This window comes from Pseudomonas sp. (genome assembly GCF_049300855.1).
Taxonomy (GTDB): Bacteria; Pseudomonadota; Gammaproteobacteria; order Pseudomonadales; family Pseudomonadaceae; genus Aquipseudomonas.
In genome coordinates this window covers 116,980-139,133 of record NZ_JBAQKH010000061.1, presented here as the reverse complement: position 1 = coordinate 139,133, position 22,154 = coordinate 116,980, and the positions used below count along the sequence as shown (strand labels likewise).

Annotated in this window: 14 protein-coding genes; 7 read left to right on the top strand and 7 right to left on the bottom strand. The window is 60.7% G+C overall.

What is annotated here, in order from left to right; all coding sequences use genetic code 11:
• Positions 1-290 precede the first annotated feature (290 nt).
• Complete coding sequence (locus WA225_RS28870; protein WP_064119440.1) at positions 291-1,874, bottom strand: peptide chain release factor 3; 1,584 nt, start codon at positions 1,872-1,874, stop codon at positions 291-293.
• Between the two features lie 357 nt (positions 1,875-2,231).
• Here WA225_RS28870 and WA225_RS28865 point away from each other — a divergent pair, with 357 nt between their 5' ends.
• The 5 genes from WA225_RS28865 to WA225_RS28845 all read left to right on the top strand — a co-directional run bounded on the left by WA225_RS28865 (position 2,232) and on the right by WA225_RS28845 (position 7,458).
• A complete protein-coding gene (locus tag WA225_RS28865; RefSeq protein WP_169844036.1) occupies positions 2,232-2,921 on the top strand; it encodes an ABC transporter permease in 690 nt (229 codons plus the stop codon).
• A gap of 21 nt (positions 2,922-2,942) precedes the next feature.
• Positions 2,943-3,836, top strand: coding sequence for a glycine betaine ABC transporter substrate-binding protein (locus tag WA225_RS28860; protein WP_422610570.1), 894 nt, complete (start codon positions 2,943-2,945; stop codon positions 3,834-3,836).
• A 12-nt stretch (positions 3,837-3,848) separates the two neighbouring features.
• Positions 3,849-4,502, top strand: a complete 654-nt coding sequence (locus WA225_RS28855; protein WP_007915307.1) for an ABC transporter permease — start codon at positions 3,849-3,851, stop codon at positions 4,500-4,502.
• Positions 4,499-5,656, top strand: a complete 1,158-nt coding sequence (locus WA225_RS28850; RefSeq protein ID WP_016986352.1) for a betaine/proline/choline family ABC transporter ATP-binding protein — start codon at positions 4,499-4,501, stop codon at positions 5,654-5,656. Before WA225_RS28855 ends, WA225_RS28850 begins: the two co-directional genes overlap by 4 nt.
• Before the next feature lie 638 nt (positions 5,657-6,294).
• On the top strand, positions 6,295-7,458 hold the full coding sequence (locus WA225_RS28845) for a type III PLP-dependent enzyme (RefSeq protein ID WP_016986476.1): 1,164 nt from the start codon (positions 6,295-6,297) through the stop codon (positions 7,456-7,458).
• Between the two features lie 242 nt (positions 7,459-7,700).
• On the opposite strand, the gene WA225_RS28840 is transcribed toward WA225_RS28845, so the two are convergent.
• Together WA225_RS28840 and WA225_RS28835 are read right to left on the bottom strand one after the other, a co-directional pair.
• Positions 7,701-8,453, bottom strand: coding sequence for a tetratricopeptide repeat protein (locus WA225_RS28840; RefSeq protein ID WP_422610569.1), 753 nt, complete (start codon positions 8,451-8,453; stop codon positions 7,701-7,703).
• Positions 8,450-9,130 (bottom strand): Fe2+-dependent dioxygenase, encoded by a 681-nt coding sequence (locus WA225_RS28835; RefSeq protein ID WP_397483839.1) that lies wholly within the window; start codon positions 9,128-9,130, stop codon positions 8,450-8,452. The genes WA225_RS28840 and WA225_RS28835 overlap by 4 nt, the downstream gene beginning before the upstream one ends.
• A gap of 207 nt (positions 9,131-9,337) precedes the next feature.
• Here WA225_RS28835 and WA225_RS28830 point away from each other — a divergent pair, with 207 nt between their 5' ends.
• A complete protein-coding gene (locus WA225_RS28830) occupies positions 9,338-11,659 on the top strand; it encodes a TonB-dependent receptor (RefSeq protein WP_422610568.1) in 2,322 nt (773 codons plus the stop codon).
• Between the two features lie 236 nt (positions 11,660-11,895).
• Positions 11,896-14,424 (top strand): PepSY domain-containing protein, encoded by a 2,529-nt coding sequence (locus tag WA225_RS28825; RefSeq protein WP_422610572.1) that lies wholly within the window; start codon positions 11,896-11,898, stop codon positions 14,422-14,424.
• 225 nt (positions 14,425-14,649) lie between these two features.
• Here the strand turns inward: WA225_RS28825 and WA225_RS28820 are convergent, their stop codons facing one another.
• The 4 genes from WA225_RS28820 to ptsP all read right to left on the bottom strand — a co-directional run bounded on the left by WA225_RS28820 (position 14,650) and on the right by ptsP (position 21,923).
• Entirely contained in the window at positions 14,650-16,191 is a 1,542-nt protein-coding gene (locus WA225_RS28820) for an alkaline phosphatase D family protein (RefSeq protein WP_422610567.1), read from the bottom strand.
• A gap of 184 nt (positions 16,192-16,375) precedes the next feature.
• Positions 16,376-18,109 (bottom strand): PTS fructose-like transporter subunit IIB, encoded by a 1,734-nt coding sequence (locus WA225_RS28815; protein WP_422610566.1) that lies wholly within the window; start codon positions 18,107-18,109, stop codon positions 16,376-16,378.
• An 11-nt stretch (positions 18,110-18,120) separates the two neighbouring features.
• Positions 18,121-19,062, bottom strand: a complete 942-nt coding sequence (gene pfkB, locus WA225_RS28810; RefSeq protein ID WP_422610565.1) for a 1-phosphofructokinase — start codon at positions 19,060-19,062, stop codon at positions 18,121-18,123.
• Positions 19,062-21,923 (bottom strand): phosphoenolpyruvate--protein phosphotransferase, encoded by a 2,862-nt coding sequence (gene ptsP, locus WA225_RS28805; RefSeq protein ID WP_422610564.1) that lies wholly within the window; start codon positions 21,921-21,923, stop codon positions 19,062-19,064. Before ptsP ends, pfkB begins: the two co-directional genes overlap by 1 nt.
• Positions 21,924-22,154 lie beyond the last annotated feature (231 nt).

Below are 22,154 nucleotides of genomic sequence, written 5' to 3'. Positions count from 1 at the left end.
GGAGCGCAGCGACCGTTTGGCGCAGCCAAATGCATCGAGAGGAGGTGCAGCGAAGCAAACCGTAGGCGATGCGCCCGGATGGATCCCGCAGCGAAGGAACCCCGAGCCCCAGCGAGCGGGCCGCACGTTGGAGCAAAGCCTTTTCGGTTACCTTTTCGGCGTTTGGAAAAGGTGACTCGCCGTAAGGGCGAAACCCTAAGCCGCCGTTACCGAAAAAACGGATATACACCCGGCAAAAAAAGCCCCCAAGGCACACACCGAGGGGGCTTTCGAACAACTCAGCTCAGCGCTTAATGATGCTCACGCGTCGCCCGGAACTTCACATCCGGCCAACGCTCCTCCATCAACGCCAGGTTAACCCGCGTCGGCGCCAGGTAAGTCAGGTGACCACCACCATCGACCGCCAGGTTCTCCACAGCCTTGTTAGAGAATTCCTCAAGCTTCTTCTTGTCGCCGCATTCAATCCAGCGCGCGGAGTACACAGTGATCGGCTCATACGAGCACTCAACCTTGTATTCCTCCTTCAAACGGCTCGCGACCACATCGAACTGCAGCACACCCACGGCGCCCAGAATGATGTCGTTGCTGCGCTCCGGGAAAAACACCTGGGTCGCGCCCTCTTCAGCCAGTTGCTGCAGACCCTGACGCAACTGCTTGGACTTCAGCGGATCACGCAGACGCACACGACGGAACAGCTCCGGAGCAAAGTGCGGAATACCGGTAAACCCTAGGGTTTCACCTTCACTGAAGGTGTCGCCGATCTGGATGGTGCCGTGGTTGTGCAGACCAATGATGTCGCCGGCGAACGCTTCTTCCAGTTGCTCACGCTCGGAGGAGAAGAACGTCAGGGCGTCGCCGATGCGCACGTCCTTGCCGGTGCGCACGTGGCGCATCTTCATGCCTTTCTCGTACTTGCCGGAGCAGATACGCATGAAAGCGATACGGTCGCGGTGTTTCGGGTCCATGTTCGCCTGGATCTTGAAGATGAAGCCCGAGAATTTCTCTTCAACCGGCTCGACGGTACGCTCGTTGGCGACACGGGCCAGCGGACGTGGTGCCCAGTCAACGACAGCGTCGAGCACGTGGTCAACACCGAAGTTACCCAACGCCGTACCGAAGAACACCGGCGTCAGTTGACCGTCGAGGAATTCCTGCTGGTTGAATTCGTGGCAGGCGCCCTGCACCAGTTCCAGCTGTTCGATGAAACGCTCGTACTCGTCGCCCAGATGCGCGCGCGCCTCGTCGGAGTCGAGCTTCTCGATGATCTTGGTTTCGGTGCGTTCGTGACCGTGACCGGCGGTGTAGACAATGATGTAGTCGTCCGCCAGGTGGTACACGCCCTTGAAGTCGCGGTAGCAACCGATCGGCCAGGTGATCGGCGCAGCCTTGATCTTCAGAACGGCTTCGATCTCGTCGAGCAGTTCGATCGGGTCGCGGATGTCACGGTCGAGTTTGTTGATGAAGCTGACGATCGGCGTGTCACGCAGACGGCAGACGTCCATCAGCGCAATGGTCCGAGGCTCGACACCTTTACCGCCGTCGAGGACCATCAATGCCGAGTCCACCGCCGTCAAGGTGCGGTAGGTATCTTCGGAGAAGTCTTCGTGGCCCGGGGTGTCGAGCAGGTTGATCATGTGTTCGCGATACGGGAACTGCATGACCGACGTGGTAATGGAAATACCCCGTTGTTTCTCCATCTCCATCCAGTCGGATGTCGCATGGCGATCGGATTTACGGGATTTCACCGTACCGGCCACTGCAATCGCCTTGCCCATCAACAGGAGCTTTTCGGTGATCGTGGTTTTACCGGCATCGGGGTGGGAAATAATGGCGAAAGTGCGGCGTTTCGCGACTTCGGCGGCCTGGTTGGTCATGGGAAATCGCCTGGCGGTGATTCAAAAAAGGGCCGCGATTATAGCCCAACTCGATGCAATAACCGAACCGTTGAGCACATTAAGGGTGGCCAAATGCTGCCGCAGATGGGAACCTTTCAAAGCACGGAGACGTCCATCCCCTGTTACGAATTTTCGTCAGGGGCTGAAAAATCAGCAAGTTAGCCTGACGAGGCTGCGCTCATGGCTCGCTTTCAGACCGCTTTGCCGGTCCTGAAAAACGGCTACTTTTCGCGAACGACGCTCCCGGCAGCCAGGAATGGCATGCCACACGGGACTGCGCTCGCCGACTACAAAAAAAGGAGTCCGCCTGTGGCTATCCGCTATGGCAAAGGGCTGATGGGAGGTGCGGTGGTGATCGCGCTCCTGGCCCTGCTGGTCCACTGGATCGGCATCAACACGATCGAACACTACCGCGACGATTTGTTGTTTTACCTGCAAGCTCATCTGATTCTCGTCCTCGCTTCAATGCTGGCCGCCCTGGTCGTGGGCATCCCCGCCGGTATCTTTCTCAGTCGCCCGACCATGGTCGGCCGCGCTGAACGCTTCATGCAGATCTTCAATATCGGTAACACCGTGCCTCCCTTGGCCGTGCTCGCGATTGCCTTGGGCGTCCTCGGCATCGGCAGTGGCCCGGCGATCTTCGCGTTGTTCCTCGCCTCCCTGTTGCCGATTGTGCGCAACACCTACGAAGGCCTGAAAAATGTGCAGGGCTCGCTGAAAGAAGCGGCCGTCGGCATCGGCATGACCCCGCGCCAGGTGCTGTGGAAAGTCGAACTGCCCAACGCCGTGCCGATCATTGTCGGTGGTGTGCGCGTGGCATTGGCGATCAACGTCGGCACCGCGCCGCTGGCCTTCCTGATCGGCGCCAACAGCCTCGGCAGCCTGATCTTCCCTGGCATCGCCCTGAACAATCAGCCGCAACTGCTGCTCGGCGCCGCGTGCACCGCGCTGCTGGCCTTGCTGCTCGATGGCGTCGTCACCCTCGCCAGCCGTCTCTGGCTGGAACGTGGTTTGCGCCCGTCTTAAGGCTTTTGCGAAGGAATGAATATGAAACGACTTAGCTTGATCTTGGGTTGCGTCCTGCTGTTCGCAGGTATCGCGCAAGCCGCTGAGAAACCGGTGATCCGCCTCGGCGCCCGGGTCTTCACCGAGCAAACCCTGCTCGCCGAAATCACCGCGCAATACCTGCGCAGCAAAGGCTATGACGCGCAGATCACCGGTGGTCTGGGCAGCAACCTCGCCCGCAGCGCTCACGAAAGCGGGCAACTGGACATGCTCTGGGAATACACCGGCGTGTCGCTGGTGGCCTACAACCATGTCACTGAAAAACTCGACAGCGCACAGTCCTATGCGCGGGTAAAAGAACTCGACGCGAAAAAAGGCCTGGTCTGGCTGACGCCGTCGAAATTCAGCAACACCTACGCCCTCGCGCTGCCAAAGAAAGTCGCCGAGGAGTATCCGCAGATCAACAACATCAGCCAGTTGAACGAAGTGCTGCGCGCCGAAGCCAAGACCAATCATCTGGTGGCTTTGGACACCGAGTTCGCCAACCGCTCCGATGGCCTGATCGGCATGGTCGATCTGTACGGCATGAACCTGACCCGCAAAAACATCCGCCAGATGGACGCGGGTCTGGTCTACACCGCGCTGCGTAACGGTCAGGTGTTTGCCGGTCTGGTCTACACCACCGACGGTCGCCTCAACGCCTTCGGCCTGAAACTGCTGGAAGACGACAAGCACTACTTCCCGGACTACACCGCCGCACCAGTAGTGCGTCAGGCTTATCTCGATAAGCACCCGCAACTGGCCGAACAGCTCAAGCCACTGGCCGAACTGTTCGATGACGAAACCATGCGCCAGCTCAACGCACGGGTCGACGTCGATCACGAAAGCCCGTCGAAAGTCGCTGCCGATTTCCTGCGCCAGCACCCACTCAACTAAGGAGGAAAAGTCATGGAATTTCTGAACGCCTTTTCCCACCTCGACTGGCAGCAGGTGATGCACCTGACCTGGCAGCACATCACCCTCGTCGGTATCGCCGTGACCCTGGCGATTGTCGTTGGCGTGCCGCTGGGCATTCTGATGACCCGCTTTCCGACCCTCGCCGGCCCCTTGCAGGCCAGCGCCACAGTGCTGCTGACCGTGCCGTCGATTGCCCTGTTCGGCCTGCTGCTGCCGTTCTACTCCAAGTTCGGCCAGGGCCTGGGGCCGATGCCGGCGATCACTGCCGTGTTCCTTTATTCACTGCTGCCGATCATGCGCAATACCTACCTCGCCCTCACCGGTGTAGAGCCGGGAATCCGTGAAGCCGCGCGCGGCATCGGCATGACCTTCGGCCAGCGCCTGCGCATGGTCGAATTGCCGATTGCCGTGCCGGTGATCCTCGCCGGTGTGCGCACCGCCGTGGTGATGAACATCGGCGTGATGACCATCGCCGCGACCATCGGTGCCGGCGGCCTCGGTGTGTTGATCCTCGCTTCCATCAGCCGCAGTGACATGTCGATGCTGATCGTCGGCGCGCTGCTGGTCAGTCTTCTGGCCATTTTCGCTGACCTGTTTCTCCAATGGCTGCAACGCTCGTTGACTCCAAAAGGACTGCTCAAATGATCGAACTTCAAAACCTCAGCAAAACTTTCCAAAGCAACGGCAAAGACGTCAAAGCCGTGGATTCGGTAAGCCTGACCGTCAATGAAGGCGAAATCTGTGTGTTCCTCGGGCCCTCGGGTTGCGGCAAAAGCACCACGCTGAAAATGATCAACCGCCTGATCAAACCGACCTCGGGCAAGATCCTCATCAACGGTGAAGACACTACCGACCTCGACGAAGTGACCCTGCGTCGCAACATCGGTTACGTGATCCAGCAGATCGGTCTGTTCCCGAACATGACCATCGAAGAGAACATTGTCGTGGTGCCGAAACTGCTCGGCTGGGACAAACAGAAATGCCACGACCGCGCCCGCGAGTTGATGAGCATGATCAAGCTTGAGCCCAAGCAATATCTGCATCGTTATCCGCGTGAATTGTCCGGTGGCCAGCAACAGCGCATCGGCGTGATCCGCGCGCTGGCGGCGGATGCGCCGCTGCTGTTGATGGATGAGCCGTTCGGTGCGGTCGACCCGATCAACCGCGAGATGATCCAGAACGAGTTTTTTGAGATGCAGCGCGCGCTGAACAAGACCGTGATCATGGTCAGCCACGACATCGACGAAGCGATCAAACTCGGCGACAAGATCGCCATCTTCCGCGCCGGCAAACTGCTGCAGATCGATCATCCGGACACGCTGCTCGCGCACCCGGCCGACGACTTTGTCAGCAGCTTCGTCGGCCAGGACAGCACGCTCAAGCGCTTGCTGTTGGTCAAAGCCGAAGATGCGGCGGACAACGCGCCGTCGGTGAGCCCGGAAACCCCGGTGGCCGATGCGCTGGAATTGATGGACGAACATGACCGTCGCTATGTCGTCGTCACTTGTGCCGAGAACAAGGCGCTGGGCTATGTGCGTCGTCGCGATCTGCATCGTCAGACCGGCACGTGCGCGCAGTTCCTGCGCGAGTTCAACGCCACGGCGGCGTACGACGAACATTTGCGCATCCTGCTGTCGCGCATGTACGAGTTCAACCGGGCGTGGTTGCCGGTGATGGATGCCGAGCGGGTGTTCCTTGGTGAGGTCACGCAGGAATCGATTGCGGCCTATCTGAGTTCGGGTCGCTCGCGCGGGATGAAGACCAGTATTGTCTCGCCGGCTGAAGCGGTAGTCGCCTAAAAAATATACAACCTGTGGGAGCGAGCTTGCTCGCGAAAGCGGAATATCAGTCAACAACGATGTCGACTGTGAAAAAGCCTTCGCGAGCAAGCTCGCTCCCACAGGATCCGGGTGATTTTTTCTTCACTCATCAGGCGGAAAGTAATCTCAACACCGCACAACCGCACAGCCTGTCTAAAACGATTTGCGAAACCGCCAAAATCCCCCTCACACCCTCCCCTCGCCGCCAACGTCGCCGATGTTGCAGCCATCACACTTACCCAAGACTTCGCCGACAAAATCCGCGAACGTGCAGGTATTTTTAACACTGGAAAATTCCCGGGGAACATCTGTCCGTCATCTCGGTCGGCTACAAAGAGTGATGAACGCGACGCACGTCAGAAGCGTGCAAAAACGCGACATTTTTAGTTGATCTCAGGCCCCTCACGCCCTAAAGTTCGCGCCGAACGTCCATGCTGGAAACGATCCATCCGGCTCAAGTACTGACGACGAGACAGCAAGGCCAAGGGAAGCTTCACACCCGTGGCCTTTTTGCTTTCGGCGACATGCCTTGGGAAGTAGGCGAACCAAAGTGGGGATACGGAGGACGTTCATTTGCACCCATTGATTAACGACGTTTGCCACTAGGAGTCCCAAGTATGTCGATCCAGGTCGAAGACTATTTCGCGCGCGCTACATTCGACAAAATGAAGGCGTTCGCCGACAAACAGGAAACCCCGTTCGTGGTGATCGACACCGCGATGATCAGCCAGGCCTACGATGACCTGCGCGCCGGTTTCGAATTCGCCAAGGTCTACTATGCGGTCAAGGCCAACCCGGCCGTCGAGATCATCGACCTGCTCAAAGAGAAAGGCTCGAGCTTCGACATCGCCTCGATCTACGAACTGGACAAAGTGATGGATCGCGGCGTCAGCGCCGACCGTATCAGCTACGGCAACACCATCAAGAAATCCAAGGACATCCGCTACTTCTACGAGAAGGGCGTGCGTCTGTTCTCCACCGACTCCGAAGCTGACCTGCGCAACATCGCCAAGGCTGCACCGGGTTCGAAAGTGTATGTGCGCATCCTTACCGAAGGCTCGACCACGGCTGACTGGCCGCTGTCGCGCAAATTCGGCTGCCAGACCGACATGGCCATGGACCTGCTGATCCTCGCCCGCGATCTGGGCCTGGTGCCTTACGGCATCTCCTTCCACGTCGGTTCGCAGCAGCGCGACATCAGCGTCTGGGACGCAGCGATCGCCAAAGTCAAAGTGATCTTCGAGCGCCTGAAAGAAGAAGACGGCATCCACCTCAAGCTGATCAACATGGGCGGCGGCTTCCCGGCCAACTACATCACCCGCACCAACAGCCTGGAAACCTACGCTGAAGAAATCATCCGCTTCCTGAAGGAAGACTTCGGTGATGACCTGCCGGAAATCATTCTCGAGCCGGGCCGTTCGTTGATCGCCAACGCCGGCATTCTGGTCAGCGAAGTGGTGCTGGTTGCACGCAAGTCGCGCACCGCCGTCGAGCGCTGGGTGTACACCGATGTGGGCAAGTTCTCCGGCCTGATCGAAACCATGGACGAAGCGATCAAGTTCCCGATCTGGACCGAGAAGAAAGGCGAGATGGAAGAAGTCGTGATCGCCGGCCCGACTTGCGACAGCGCCGACATCATGTACGAGAACTACAAGTACGGTCTGCCGCTGAACCTGGCGATTGGTGATCGCCTGTACTGGCTGTCGACCGGTGCGTACACCACCAGTTACAGCGCGGTTGAGTTCAATGGCTTTCCGCCGTTGAAATCGTTTTACGTGTAAGTGCTGAACCGGTAATGCAAGAAGCCCATGACGTGTCATGGGCTTTTTTGTGTCTGTGTATTCGGCGTGAATTCTGTGGTGGGGCCGATATCCATCCCCCTCACCCCAGCCCTCTCCCCCAAGGGGGCGAGGGGAAAGGGAGCAGATCGGGGGCCTTTCAAAAGCTGAGTTCGACCGGATATCTCAGGTCGGTGTATCCGGAACATCCAACTCGGTCAGTCCCTTCTCCCTCTGGGAGAGGGTTAGGGTGAGGGCTCTTGGCACCGAAGCGCATAGCGCACAGCCAACGCCTGAATCCTCGGATCAACAGCACTCGCCAACGTCTGACTCGCCACCCGCAGAAAATTCAGATTGCCGCCCGCCAACGCTTCTTCAAGCCAAACCACGGCCTCATCAATCCGCCCTTCCCCCGCCAACACCGCCGCAAAACTGAACTGCCCGCGAAAATCCCCACCCTCAGCCGAGCGCCGATACCACTCACGCGCCGCGACCGGATCCGCCACACACACCTGCCCTTCCTCCAGATAGCGCCCCAGCAGATTCATCGATTTCGCATGACCCAATTCAGCCGCGCGCAAATAAAGTGCCAGCGCCTGCAGATGATCCAACGCCACTCCCCGCCCGGTCGCCAGCAGATTGGCGAGGTTGTACATCGCCCAATCCAGTCCAGCCTCCGCCGCAATCCGATAATGCTGCGCAGCAGTCGCCGCATCTGCCGAACAACCCCAGCCGTGCTCGTGGCAGCGACCAAGCATGTTGCGCGCCATCAGATGCCCGCGTCCGGCGGCGATGCCGAACCAGCGCAGCGCCAGCGTTTGATCCTGCGCAATGCCCTGGCCGTCGAGAAGAATCTGCCCAAGCAACGCCTGCGCTTCAACCTCGCCCTCACCCGCCGCGAGCAAAATCGCCTGCGCAGCACGGGCCGGACTTTCGCCGAGCATGGCACTGAGTTGCTCGCCGCTGAGGGCCTCCTCGCGACGTATTTGAAAAGTCATACCTCGACCCAGCGCCGCAGCAAGTTGTGATACGTGCCGGTGAGGCGGATCAGCGAAGGATGATCAGGCATGTCCTGGGTCAGTTGCTGGATCGCCCCGTCCATCTCGAACAGCAATGCACGCTGGCTGTCTTCGCGCACCAGACTTTGCGTCCAGAAAAACGACGCATAACGCGCACCCCGCGTAACCGCGTTGACCTTGTGCAGGCTGGTGCCGGGGTACAAGACCATGTCGCCGGCCGGCAACTTCACCTGCTGAGTGCCGTAGGTGTCCTGGATCTCCAGCTCGCCGCCGTCGTAGTCCTCAGGCTCGCTGAAGAACAGCGTCGCCGACAGATCCGTGCGCACGCGCTCAATACTGCCCTTGGGCTGGCGCACGGCATTGTCGATGTGGAAATCGAAACTGCCACCGGCCGTGTAACAGTTCACCAACGGCGGGAAGACTTTGTGCGGCAGTGCAGCCGACATGAACAGCGGATTTTTCCACAGCCGTTCAAGCATCGCTGCACCGATCTCCTTGGCCAGCGGATGGCCTTCAGGCAGTTGCAGATTGTGCTTGGCCTTGGCCGATTGAAAGCCTGCGGTGATCTTGCCATCGGCCCAATCAGCCTGTTCCAGCGCCTCGCGGATGCGCTGCACCTCGTCTTTCGCGAACAGCGCGGGGATGTGCAGCAGCATGGCAATGACACCTGATGGCAAAGAGGCGGCAATGGTATTGATTCTTATTGGCCGTGTAAAACCCGGGAGACGAATGAACTGGTAAAAACCGTAAGGTTAAATTGTAAAGAATGTAAATTCAGTGCGAATAACAATGTTTCGCAATTGATACGAATACCTGTTTACCCTATATTCCGCCGCCTCAAATCCTTGGGGAGGGGAATAAAAATGGCACGTCAACACGCACAATTACCGGTCAGTTCACCACGTCTGCTCGCCTCTGCAATCGGTGTGGCAATTACTGCCGGCTCCGCGGGCCACATGGTTTTCGCCGCAGAAAAAACCGACAGCAAGGCCTCCGGCAATGCCATCGCTCTGGACGCTACCGCCATCACCGGCGAAGCTCAGGACCCGACGTCCTACCAGGTCGAAAAAGCCTCCTCGCCCAAGTACACCGCGCCGCTGGTCGACACGCCGCGCTCGGTTACCGTGATTCCGCAACAAGTGCTCAAAGACACCGGCGCCCTGAATATGCAGGACGCACTGCGTACCGTGCCGGGCATCACCTTCGGTGCCGGTGAAGGTGGCAACCCACAGGGCGATCGTCCGTTCATTCGCGGCTTCGACGCCCAGGGCGACACCTACCTCGACGGCGTGCGCGACACCGGTTCGCAAAGCCGCGAAATCTTCGCCGTGGAAAACATTGAAGTCAGCAAGGGCCCGAACTCCGCTATCGGTGGTCGTGGCGCAGCAGGCGGCAGCATCAACCTGGTGAGCAAGAAAGCTCACTTGGGCAACTCGTTCGACGGTGGTTTCACCTGGGGGTCCGACCAGACCCAGCGCTACACCCTCGACGGCAACTACCAGTTCAGCGATACCGCCGCTGGCCGTCTGAACCTGATGAGCCACGAGAGCAATGTCGCCGGTCGCGACAAAGTCGATTACGACCGCTGGGGTATCGCCCCATCCCTGGCGTTCGGCCTGGGCACCGACACCCGCGTCAACCTCGATTACTACCACCTCGAAAGCAACGACACCCCGGACTCGGGCGTGCCGTACACCATTCCGGCCGGCGGCTCCGCTGCACGCACCAAGTCCAATCCGGACAAGCCTTACGCTGGCGGTGACCACAGCAATTTCTACGGCCTGGATCGCGACTTCCGCAAGGGCCGCACCGACACCGCGACCTTCGCCATCGAGCATGACCTGAGCGACTCGTTGACGATCAAGAACACCCTGCGTCACGGCACCAGCATGCAGGATTACATCCTCACCCAGCCGGACGACAGCAAAGGCAACGTCAACAACGGCACCGTCTGGCGTCGTGCCAACACTCGGGTGAGCAACACCGAGACCACCACCAACCAGACTGACCTGTTCGGCAATTTCTATGTTGCTGGCTTCAAGAACAGCTTCTCCACGGGCGTCGAATACACCCGTGAGGAAAGCCAGAAGTCCTCGTACAACGTCAACGTCGACACCACGCCGCGCACCACCAACGTGCCGTCGAGCAGCAACTGCACCCCATCGATGATCGGCGCGTCGAGCGGCTACAACTGCACCTCGCTGTCGAACCCGAACCCGAACGATCCGTGGAACGGCGCGATCTCGCGCAACTACGCCGGCACCGACACCCAGGCCAACACTTACGCGCTGTATGTGTTCGACACCCTGGAGTTGAACGAGCAGTGGCTGGTGAACATGGGTCTGCGTTACGACCACTTCGATACCGACTACAAGAGCTACAACGCCGCTGGTACCACCACGTCCAAGGGTGATGACACCAGCGAGTTCGTCACCGGTCAGTTCGGCGTCGTCTACAAGCCTGCGGAAAACGGCAGCATCTACGCTTCCTACGCCACCTCGGCCACGCCACCGGGCAACACCCTGGGCGAAGGTCAGGAAGGCAACCCATTGGGCGGCACCCCGGACCGCAGCGGCAACCTGCTGAGCAGCGACCTGGAACCGGAAACCACCAAGAACTATGAAATCGGCACCAAGTGGGATCTGCTCAACGATCGCCTGTCGCTGACCGCAGACATCTTCCGCACCGAGAAAGAAAACGCGCGTGTGCAAGTCGACACCACCTCGTACGAAAACGCCGGCAAGACCCGTGTGCAAGGTATAGAACTGTCGGCCAGCGGCAAGATCACCGACAAATGGCAAGTGTTCGCCGGTTACGCCTTCATGGACAGCGAACAAGTCGACGGCGGCCCGCTGGGCAAGGCCAACGATGGCAACGAATTGCCTAACACGCCGAAAAACAGCGCCAGCCTGTGGACCACTTACCAGGTCACGCCGAAGCTGACCCTCGGTGGCGGTGCGTTCTATGTAGACGACGTCTACGGCAGCGTGGCCAACACCACCATGGTCGACTCGTATGTGCGTTACGACGCGATGGCGGCTTACAAGCTGACCAAGAACGTCGACCTGCAACTCAACGTGCAAAACCTGACCAACGAAACCTACTACGACAAAGCCTTCTCGACCCACTTCGCCAACCAGGCGGCGGGCCGTACGGCGCTGTTGAGCACCAACTTCCACTTCTAAAGGATGTGGAAACCTGTGGGAGCGAGCTTGCTCGCGAAAGCGGTGGGTCAGGCAGCCTTCATCTCACTGACAGATTGCATTCGCGAGCAAGCTCGCTCCCACAGGTGATGTGATCAAAAGGCTCGGCCCCGTTCATTCAATTGAACGGGGCTTTTGCGCGTAATAAAGAACGCTTCTCGATAACCCACGGCATAATGCGCGCCGTGAAGACAATTTTCGAACGGACGGCGAGTGACGTGTTGAAGAAAACCCTGTTCCAGTTGCACTGGTTTTTTGGCATCACCGCAGGCCTGGTACTGGCCCTGATGGGCATCACCGGTGCGGCCTATTCGTTTCAGGACGAAATCCTGCGGGCGCTGAACCCGTCCGTCCTGCAAGTGGAAAAACAGGTGGCCGGTGTGCTGCCGCCCGTGGAACTGGTCGAGCGCATCGAAGCCACGTCCGGCAAAAAAGTCTCGATGCTTTGGGTCGAGACCGACAGCGGCAACGCGGCGAAAGTGTTCTTCACCCCGCCCAAGGGCGAACGTCGTGGCGAGATGCGTTACTTCGATCCGTACACCGCCGAGTTCATGGGCGACGCGGTCGGCCAGGATTTCTTCGGCCTGATGCTGCAACTGCACCGCTTCCTCGCCATGGGCGATACCGGCCGCAACATCACTGGCGCCTGTACGCTGATCCTGCTGTTTTTCTGCCTCTCCGGTCTGTACCTGCGCTGGCCGCGACAGTGGAAAAGCTGGCGCGTGTGGCTGACGCTGGACTGGAAGAAAAACGGCCGTGCGTTCAACTGGGACCTGCATTCTGTGGCAGGCACTTGGTGCCTGCTGGTCTACCTGCTGTTGGCACTGACCGGGTTGTCATGGTCGTACGAGTGGTACAACAAAGGCCTGACCAAACTGCTTTCCGATGCCACGCAAAACGAGCGCGTGCGCGGCGGTCGTGGGCCCGCGCCAGAAGGTCCGGCGCCAACCGCTGATTACGCGGCGATGTGGAGCAGCATCTACAGCGCTGCCGGCCCGGGACTGGCCGCGTACAACATCCGCATGCCGGCCGTCGCAGGCCAACCGGCGACCGTGTTCTACCTGCTCGACAGCTCGCCGCATGATCGCGCGCTGAACCAGATCACTCTCGACCCGGCCACCGGCGTAGTCAAACGCGTTGACCGATACGCCGACAAGAGCTTCAAGGCGCAATTGCTGACCAGCATTTATGCGCTGCACGTCGGCAGTTACTTCGGTCTGGTCGGACGGATCATCATTACCCTCGCGGCAGTGTGCATGCCGTTGTTCTTCATCACCGGCTGGCTGCTGTACCTCGATCGTCGGCGCAAGAAAAAGCAGATCAAGGATGCGCGCAAAGGTTTCGAACAACCGACTGGCAATGCCTCGGCGTGGCTGATCGGTTTCGCCAGCCAGAGTGGTTTTGCCGAACAACTGGCGTGGCAGACCGCCGGGCAATTGCAGGCTGCCGGACTGCCGGTGAAAGTGCAGCCGCTGGCGAATGTCAGCGAGCAGGATCTGCGTGAATCGAACAATGCGCTGTTTGTCGTAAGCACCTTCGGCGACGGCGAAGCGCCGGACAGCGCTCGCGGTTTTGAACGCAAGGTGTTGAGCAAAGCAGCAACCCTCGACAGCCTGAATTACTCGGTGCTCGGTCTCGGTGATCGTCAGTACCAGCACTTCTGCGGCTTCGCCAAGCGCTTGCATCAGTGGTTGGCCGAGCACGGTGGCACGACGCTGTTCGCGCCCGTGGAGGTCGACAGTGGCGATCCGTATGCCCTGCGTCATTGGCAAACCCAACTGGGCCTGCTCACCGGCCAGGCCCCGGTCGATACCTGGCAAGCGCCGAGCTACGACAACTGGACGCTGACCCGCCGCGAACTGATGAACCCGGACAGCAGCGGTTCACCGGTTTATCTGTTAGGCCTGAGCGCACCAAACACCAGCAGCTGGCTGGCCGGTGATCTGGTCGAAATACTGCCGCGCAACTGCCCGTGGGCCATCGAGCATTTCCTCGACGGCCTGGGTATTCGTGGCGAGACCACGGTGAACATCAACGGCCTTGAGGAGCCGCTGGAAGTGGCATTGGCCTCGCGTCAATTGCCCGAGCACCGCGCACATCTGGTCGGTTTGCATGCGCAATCACTGGTCGATGCAATGGTGCCGCTGGCCATGCGCGAATACTCGATCGCCTCGATTGCCGCCGACGGTGTGCTGGAGTTGATCGTGCGTCAGGAGCAGCACGCCGACGGCACCCTCGGCATCGGCTCCGGCTGGCTGACCGAGCATGCGCCGGTGGGCGGCAGCATCAGTTTGCGGGTGCGGCGCAACAGTGGTTTCCATCTGCCCAACGAACCGCTGCCGATGATCCTGCTGGGTAATGGCACCGGTCTGGCCGGGTTGCGCAGCTTGCTCAAGGCGCGGATTGCCGATGGTCAGCAACGCCAGTGGTTACTGTTTGGCGAGCGTAATCGTGAACACGATTTCCTTTGCCGCGCGGAACTCGAAGAGTGGTTGGTGAATGGCGATCTGGCGCGGCTGGATCTGGCGTTTTCGCGGGATCAGGCGGAGAAGGTTTATGTGCAGGATCGCTTGCGTGAGTCGGCTGACGAGTTGAAGAAGTGGCTGGCGGAGGGGGCGGTGATTTACATTTGTGGCAGTTTGCAGGGGATGGCTTCGGGGGTTGATCAGGTGCTTAACGACATTCTCGGGGCAGCCGAAGTGGAGCGGTTGATTGAGCAGGGTCGCTATCGGCGTGATGTCTATTAAAAGCCCCTCACCCTAGCCCTCTCCCGGAGGGAGAGGGGACTGATTGGGGGATGCCTGAGATGTACGCCGACTTGAACGTCCTCTACCGAATCCATAATCGAGAGAAAGGCTTTGTATCCAATCTCATAATCGACCCGATCTTTCAGGTCGATGAATGACGCAAGACAACTCGATCGGCCCCCTCTCCCTCCGGGAGAGGGCTGGGGTGAGGGTCGCTCTTGATCTTCAAGCGGGCTGCAATTTTTTCTCAAAAACCGCCACCCCATTCAAATCCCGCAACACCACACTCATCTCCCCACTCCCCCCTTCAATATTCACCTCGCCAAAAAACTGAAACCCGGCAAACGGCGACGTGTTCTGCACCGGCGGCGCCTTCTCGAACACCACCTCCGGGCCAAAGGTCTTATCCAGCGGATTAGGCCCAAAGCTCCCGGCATTCAGCGGCCCCGCAACAAACTCCCAGAACGGTTCGAAATCCTGAAACGCCGCGCGATCCGGGTGATAGTGATGCGCCGCGCAGTAATGCACATCCGCCGTCAGGAAGACAAAATTGCGTACCTGCTGCGCACGCAGATAGCCGAGCAATTCGGCGATTTCCAGCTCCCGTCCCTGCGCCGGTCCCGGATCACCATTGGCCACCGCTTCCCAGCGCGCGACACCCGGGCTGACCTCGCCATCCGGCACGCCCAGACCAATCGGCATGTCAGCGGCAATGACCTTCCACTGGGCTTTGGAATGCTTCAAGCCACGCTTGAGCCAGTCCAGTTGTTCACGCCCCAGAAACGCTTTCGCCGCGCCGAGGTTGTCGTCATTGGCGCCGCGATAACTGCGCATGTCGAGCACGAACACATCGAGCATCGGACCATAACTGAGCTTGCGATAAATCCGCCCGCCACCGTCGGCGGCCTGTAGGCGCATCGGTGAATATTCCAGCCACGCCTTACGTGCGCGCCCGACCAGGGTGTGGATATCTTTCTCCTGATAGCGTTCGTCGAGCTGCTTGCCCGGCGACCAGTTGTTGACCACTTCATGGTCGTCCCACTGCCAGATCTGCGGCACTTCGGCGTTGAAGCGGCGGATGTTTTCGTCCATCAGGTTGTAGCGGTAGTTGCCGCGATAGTCGTCGAGGGTCTGCGCGACTTTGCTCTTGGCTTCGGTGGTGAGGTTGCGCCAGATGCGCCCGCCTTCGGTGGTGAGCTGTGCAGGCACCGGGCCGTCGGCGTAGATGGTGTCGCCGCTGTGGATAAAGAAGTCCGGCAGGCGCAGACGCATGGCTTCATAGATGCGCATGCCGCCGATGTCCGGGTTGATGCCGAAGCCCTGGCCGACGGTGTCGCCGCTCCAGACGAAACGAATATTGCGCCTTGCCGTCGGTGCGCTGCGCAGGTGGCCGAGCCACGGTTCGCTGGCGACGCCGGTGCGGGCGTCCTTGAAATACACGCGATAGAAAATCGCCTGATCGGCGGGCAGCCCGGTGAGTTCAACGCGGGCGGTAAAGTCGCTGTGGGCATCGGCGAGCGCCGAGACCACCCGGCGCGGATGGCGAAACTGGCTGCGGGTGTCCCACTCGACCACCATATGCGCCGGGCGATCGCTGCGGCTCCAGATCATCGCGCGGTCGCCTTGCAGGTCGCCGGACTGCACGCCATCGGTCAGTTGCGGCCGATCCTTGACTGAAGCAATCACCGCCGGCGCCAGGCCTGGCATCAGCAATCCGGCGCCGACAACTTGCATGACACGCCGGCGACCGGGGTTGAAATCGCTCATGGTGTTCTCCCTGAAAAAAGGAAAACTTAAGCACGCTCACATGACCCGGAAATGACACCAGACACACCACACAACCCATGTGGGAGCGAGCTTGCTCGCGAATGCGTGCTATCAGTCGAAATCTTCTTCGCTGACACACCGCTTTCGCGAGCAAGCTCGCTCCCACAGGGTTTGGTGGTGCCAGTTAAGCCTTCGCCGGTTCCAGCGCCAGCTCAACGGCTTCCGGGCGTTTGACCGTCGCATAGACGACGGCGGTCAACAAACTCCCCGCGACAATCGCCAGCAGATACAGCAACGCATGATTGATCGCATTAGGGATCGCCAACACAAACAATCCGCCGTGCGGCGCCATCAGCTTGCAGCCGAAATACATCGACAACGCGCCAGTCAACGCACCGCCGGCAATGCTCGCCGGGATCACCCGCAGCGGGTCCTTCGCAGCAAACGGAATCGCTCCTTCGGAGATAAAGCACAGCCCCAGCACCAGCGCCGCTTTCCCCGCCTCGCGCTCGGTCTGAGCAAACTTGCGCCGCGCAATGAACGTGGCGATGCCCAGGCCAATCGGCGGCACCATGCCCGCCGCCATGGTCGCGGCCATCGGCGCATAACTCTGCGACGCCAGCAGCCCCACCGAAAACGCATAGGCGGCTTTGTTGATCGGCCCGCCGAGGTCGACGCACATCATGCTGCCGAGCAACACACCGAGCAGAATCGCGTTGGTGGTGCCCATGCTGTCGAGGAAATGCGTGAGCGCCCCAAGCATGCCGGCGACCGGTTTTCCGACCACGTAGATCATCACCAGCCCGGTAAACAGACTGGCGAACAACGGGATGATCAGAATCGGTTTCAGCGCTTCAAGGCTTTGCGGCAAGGCGACATATCGACTGATCGCCTTCGCCGCATAACCGGCGATAAACCCGGCGACAATGCCGCCGATAAACCCCGCGCCCAACGTACTCGCCAGCAAGCCGCCAATCATCCCCGGCGCCAGGCCCGGACGATCAGCAATCGAATAGGCGATGTAGCCGGCCAGCAACGGCACCATCAACTTAAACGCAGTTTCGCCGCCGATCTGCATCAGCGCAGCCGCCAGCGTGCCCTCTTCCTTGAACGCGGTGATGCCGAACACGAACGACAGCGCGATCATCAAACCGCCGGCCACCACCATCGGCAGCATGAACGACACGCCGGTCAGCAGGTGCTTATAGACGCCGGTTTTCTCTTGCTTGGCCGGTGCCTTGCCGTCGCCCGCCGCGCTTTCCACAACCGCTTCGGCCAGGGCTTTTTTCAGCGTGGCTTCGGACTGCTTCAACGCGATGCCAGTGCCACAACGATAAATTTTCTTGCCGGCGAAACGCTCGGTGGCGACTTCGATATCCGCCGCCAGTAGCACCACATCCGCGTCGGCAATCGCCGCTGCGCTCAATGGGGTTTTCGCGCCCACCGAGCCTTGGGTTTCGACCTGCAGTTCATAGCCCAGACGCTTGGCGGTTTGCTGCAAGGCTTCGGCGGCCATGAAGGTGTGGGCGACACCGGTCGGGCACGCGGTAATCGCGACGATGCGCGGTGCACGCGGCGCATCAACGACCGGTTCAGCCGCGCTGGCGACGTAAACTTCAGCCTCTTCAGCACCACGACGCAGCACCGCTTCGACATCCTGTAGCGCCTGCGCCGGGGCAATCTGGAAAACCCGTTTGCCGACGAAACGCGTCATGTCGACCGCACCTGTGGCGACCAGCAAAACCCACTCTGCCGCCGCAATCGTCGCCGCCGACAATTCGCGTTCCGGGTGCGCCACATCGATCACTTCGACGCTGGTGCTCCAGCCCTGACGCTGCGCGGCGGCATCGAGCAAACGCGCGCACAGCACACTGGTGACCATGCCGTTCGGGCACGCCGTAACAATGGCTAATTTCATGACCAACCCTCTTATTGTTCTGTCAGGGGACGCACGCGCACGCCCTGTTCGAGCGGCGTCAGTTGCGCCGCATCGTCGATGCCGAATCCGATCTGCGTAACGGCCAGCGCGGCAATCGCGGTGGCGGTGCGCAGGGTCTGCTCTGGCGTGTCGGCGCTGAGCAAACCGTGAAGCATGCCGGCCAGCAACGAATCGCCGGCACCGACCGTGCTGGCGACGCTGACCTTCGGTGGCGTGGCGTGCAGAGCCGAACCGACGCTGAACCAGTTCACACCGTCGGCGCCGTGGGAGATCACCACATGCTCGATGCCTTGCGCATGCAAGCGTGCTGCGGCTTGCGCTTCGGCCGCGTGCGAAACCACCTCGCAACCGAGTGCATCGGCGAGTTCTTCAGTGTTCGGTTTGATCAGCCACGGACTGGCTTGCAACGCTGTGCGCAAGGCTTCGCCGCTCGTGTCGAGGGCGACTTTCAGGCCGAGCTGATTGAGCCGTTCGATCAGTTCACGCAACCATTGCGCCGTGACGCCGCGCGGCAAACTGCCGGCGACCACCACCGCATCGTGACCCGGTGCAATCTGCACCAGACGATCGAGCAACGCTCGCTGCGCGGCGGCATCGACCACCGGCCCCGGGCCGTTGATGTCGGTGATGCGCCCGTCCTGTTCGGCGACCTTGATGTTGCTGCGCGTCTCGCCCGGCACGCGGATAAACGCGTCGATGAAACCGCGCTTGGCGAACAGGGTTTCGAACGCTTGCAGGTTGTCTTCGCCGAGGAAGCCACTGACCGTCAGTTGATGGCCCAGGTCGGCGAGCACCTGCGCGACGTTCACGCCTTTGCCCGCAGCATGGGTGTGCATCTCGTCGCTGCGGTTGACCTGACCGGCGTCCAGCCGTGGCAGTTCGACGGTGAGGTCGAGCGCCGGGTTGAGGGTCAGGGTAAGAATCTTGGCCATTACAGGGCCTCCACTAATGCGCGCACTTCGTTGGCGCTGCCCACGGCCAGGGCATGTTGAGCAAGGGTTTGCGCCTGAGTGAGGCTGAGTTCGCGGATGCGCGCTTTCACTTCGGCAATGCTGCGCCCGGAGACGCTGAGTTCATCGACACCGAGGCCGACCAGCACCGGCACTGCCAGCGGGTCCGCCGCTAGCTCACCGCAGACACCGACCCATTTGCCATGGGCATGGGCCGCGCGCACGGTGATGTCGATCAGTTGCAGCACCGCCGGGTGCAAACCGTCCGCCTGCGCCGACAGGGTCGGGTGACCACGGTCGATGGCCAGGGTGTATTGCGTCAGGTCGTTGGTGCCGACGCTGAAGAAGTCGACTTCCTTGGCCAGCACCGGCGCGAGCAACGCGGCGGACGGCACTTCGATCATGATCCCCAGTTGCAGATCGGCGACCGGGATTTCCAGGCGCAAACGCTCGGTCATGTCGCGGGCCTGACGCCACTCTTCGACGCTGCCGACCATCGGGAACATGATCCGCAACGGACGGTTGTCCGCCGCACGCAACAAGGCGCGCAATTGCGCTTCCATGATCTGCGGACGCTGCAAGGTCAGGCGAATGCCGCGCACGCCGAGGAACGGGTTTTCTTCCTTGGCGATCGGCCAATACGGCAGCGGTTTGTCGCCGCCGACATCCAGCGTGCGCACCACCAGCGGACGCCCGGCGAGACCGTCGAGCACGCGGCGGTATTCGGCTTCTTGCGTGGCCTCGTCCGGCGCTTGCGGATGGGCCATGAAAATCAGTTCGGTGCGCAGCAGACCGATGCCTTCGGCGCCCTGCTCTACAGCAGCAGTGACCCCGGCGCTTTCGCCGATGTTGGCGAACACTTCCACCGCGTGACCGTCGGTGGTGTGCGCCGGTTGATGGCGTTGTTCGGCGGCAATCTTCAGGCGTTGCTCGCGGGTGTCGCGTTCTTCGGCAGCGCGTTGCAGGGTCGCGGCATCGGCGTCGACATGCAGACGACCGCGCTGGCCGTCGAGCAGCAACGGCGTGCCCGGCGCCAGCAACAACACCGCTGCGCCAGCGCCAACCAGCGCCGGGATGCCGAGGGCACGCGCGACGATTGCACTGTGTGCCGTGGCGCCGCCACGTGCGGTGAGAATCCCCGCCACGCGTGCCGGATCCAGCCGTGCGACGTCGGACGGGCCGACCTCGTCCATCACCAGAATGTACGGCTGCTCAGGCTCGCTCGCGGTCTGTACGCCACACAGTTGCGCCAGCACGCGGCGGCCGATGTCGCGCAGATCCGCCGCGCGCTCGGCGAGCAAAGCGTCCTGCAGCGATTCCTGTTGTTTCGCCGCAGCCTCGATCACCGCCATCCACGCCGCTTCAGCGCTTTCGCCCTGCTTGAGGCGAGTGTCGACTTCGTCGGTGAGTTCCGGGTCGTCGAGCATTTCCTGATGGGTGATGAAGATCTCGCGGATGGCTTTGGCTTTGCTGCGTTCGATCAGGCCTTGAATGTCACTGCGCACATCGCTGAGCGCTTGCTTGAGACGTTCGCGTTCAACGGCGGCGGACTCGCCCCGTAACGGATAATCGATGGTTTGCTGCACCTGAATATGCGCAGGCCCGATGGCAATGCCCGGGGCTGCCGGGATTGCTTGCAACTGAGCGCCGGATGCCGGAGCGATCAGTACTTCGGCGATGTCGGCGATGACTTCGCGCTGCTGGCTCACGGCGGGCAGCGGTTCGACTTCTTCACCAAGGCCTTCTTCGATCGCGGCAAGCAACGCCGGCAAGGCGTCGGCAGCGATGCTCGGCTCGGCAATCAACTCCAGCACCTGACCGCGACGGGCGCCGAGGCTGAGCAGTTTGCTCAGACTCTTCACCGACACGGCGCTGTCCTGGCCGTCGACGATGCGCACGCGAATTTCGCCATCAAAACTCTTCGCCAGTTGCGCAAGGATCTTCGCCGGACGCGCGTGCAGACCGTGGGCGTTGGCCAGCGCAATGCGCGCGCTCGGCCAATCGGCGGGCAATTCACCACCGAGCACTTCGAGAACTTTGCGACTGCTGGTGGCGCGGCCCAATTCATGGCCGCGACCTTCGATCAGCAACGCACACAAACGTTCGAGCAGCGCTTGGTGCGCTTCGCCAAGGCTGGCCAGACAGAACAGACCGCTGAGCGGCTGGCCGAGGTAGCGCATCGGTTTGTCCGGCGTCACGAACGCCAGGCCCGGACGCTTCACGGTCTGCTCGCTGTGCAACCACCACAAGCCGTCGCCCAGCGGCAGCGCTTCAACTTGTTGCAGCACCGCCGAGAAACCGTTGCTCACACAATCAGCCTGACGCAGCAGCCGCGCGCCTCGCCAGACCAGTTCTTCGAAATCGTCAGCCGAGACGCCGAGGCCGATCATCTGCGCGTCCAGCGCCAGCTCTTGCGGCGCGCCTTGCAGCAGCTTCAGCAGCGCTTCTGGCGAACTGGCGCGACGCAGCGCCTGGCCCAGATCGGTCTCGCCGAGGGCGCGGGTCAGCAGTTGCAGCAGGCGCAGGTGTTCGTCGGATTTGGCGGCGATGCCAATCGCCAGATAAACGATCTGGCCATCGCCCCAATCCACGCCCTCAGGGAACTGCATCAGGCGCACGCCAGTGGCGAACACCTGATCGCGGGTTTGCGGAGTGCCGTGGGGAATGGCAATACCTTGACCGAGAAAGGTCGAGCCCTGGGCTTCCCGGGCCTGCAAGCCGGCGAGGTAGCCATCGGCGACCAGACCATCGGCCACCAGGTGATTGGCCAGCAGTTGCAGGGCAGCGGGTTTATCCACAGCCGATTGGCCCATGGATATCTGCTCTATAGTGAGCTCGAGCATGCAATCTCCTTTTTGGCACATCAAGGTGCCAGGTATTGTTTTCAATGGTTGCAGCTTAGGCGCTCTACCGCTTTGCTTTTCAGCGGCAGTTTTGGCGGTTTCACGGCAGCACCGGCCAAAGGCGTCTAAAACGTAGAAAATACGCTTGCTGAAACGTTTAATCTAGATTGATCGGCACGTTACTCGATAATGTCCCATCCTTGAAGTCCAACTTGTCGGATGCGCTGCGAC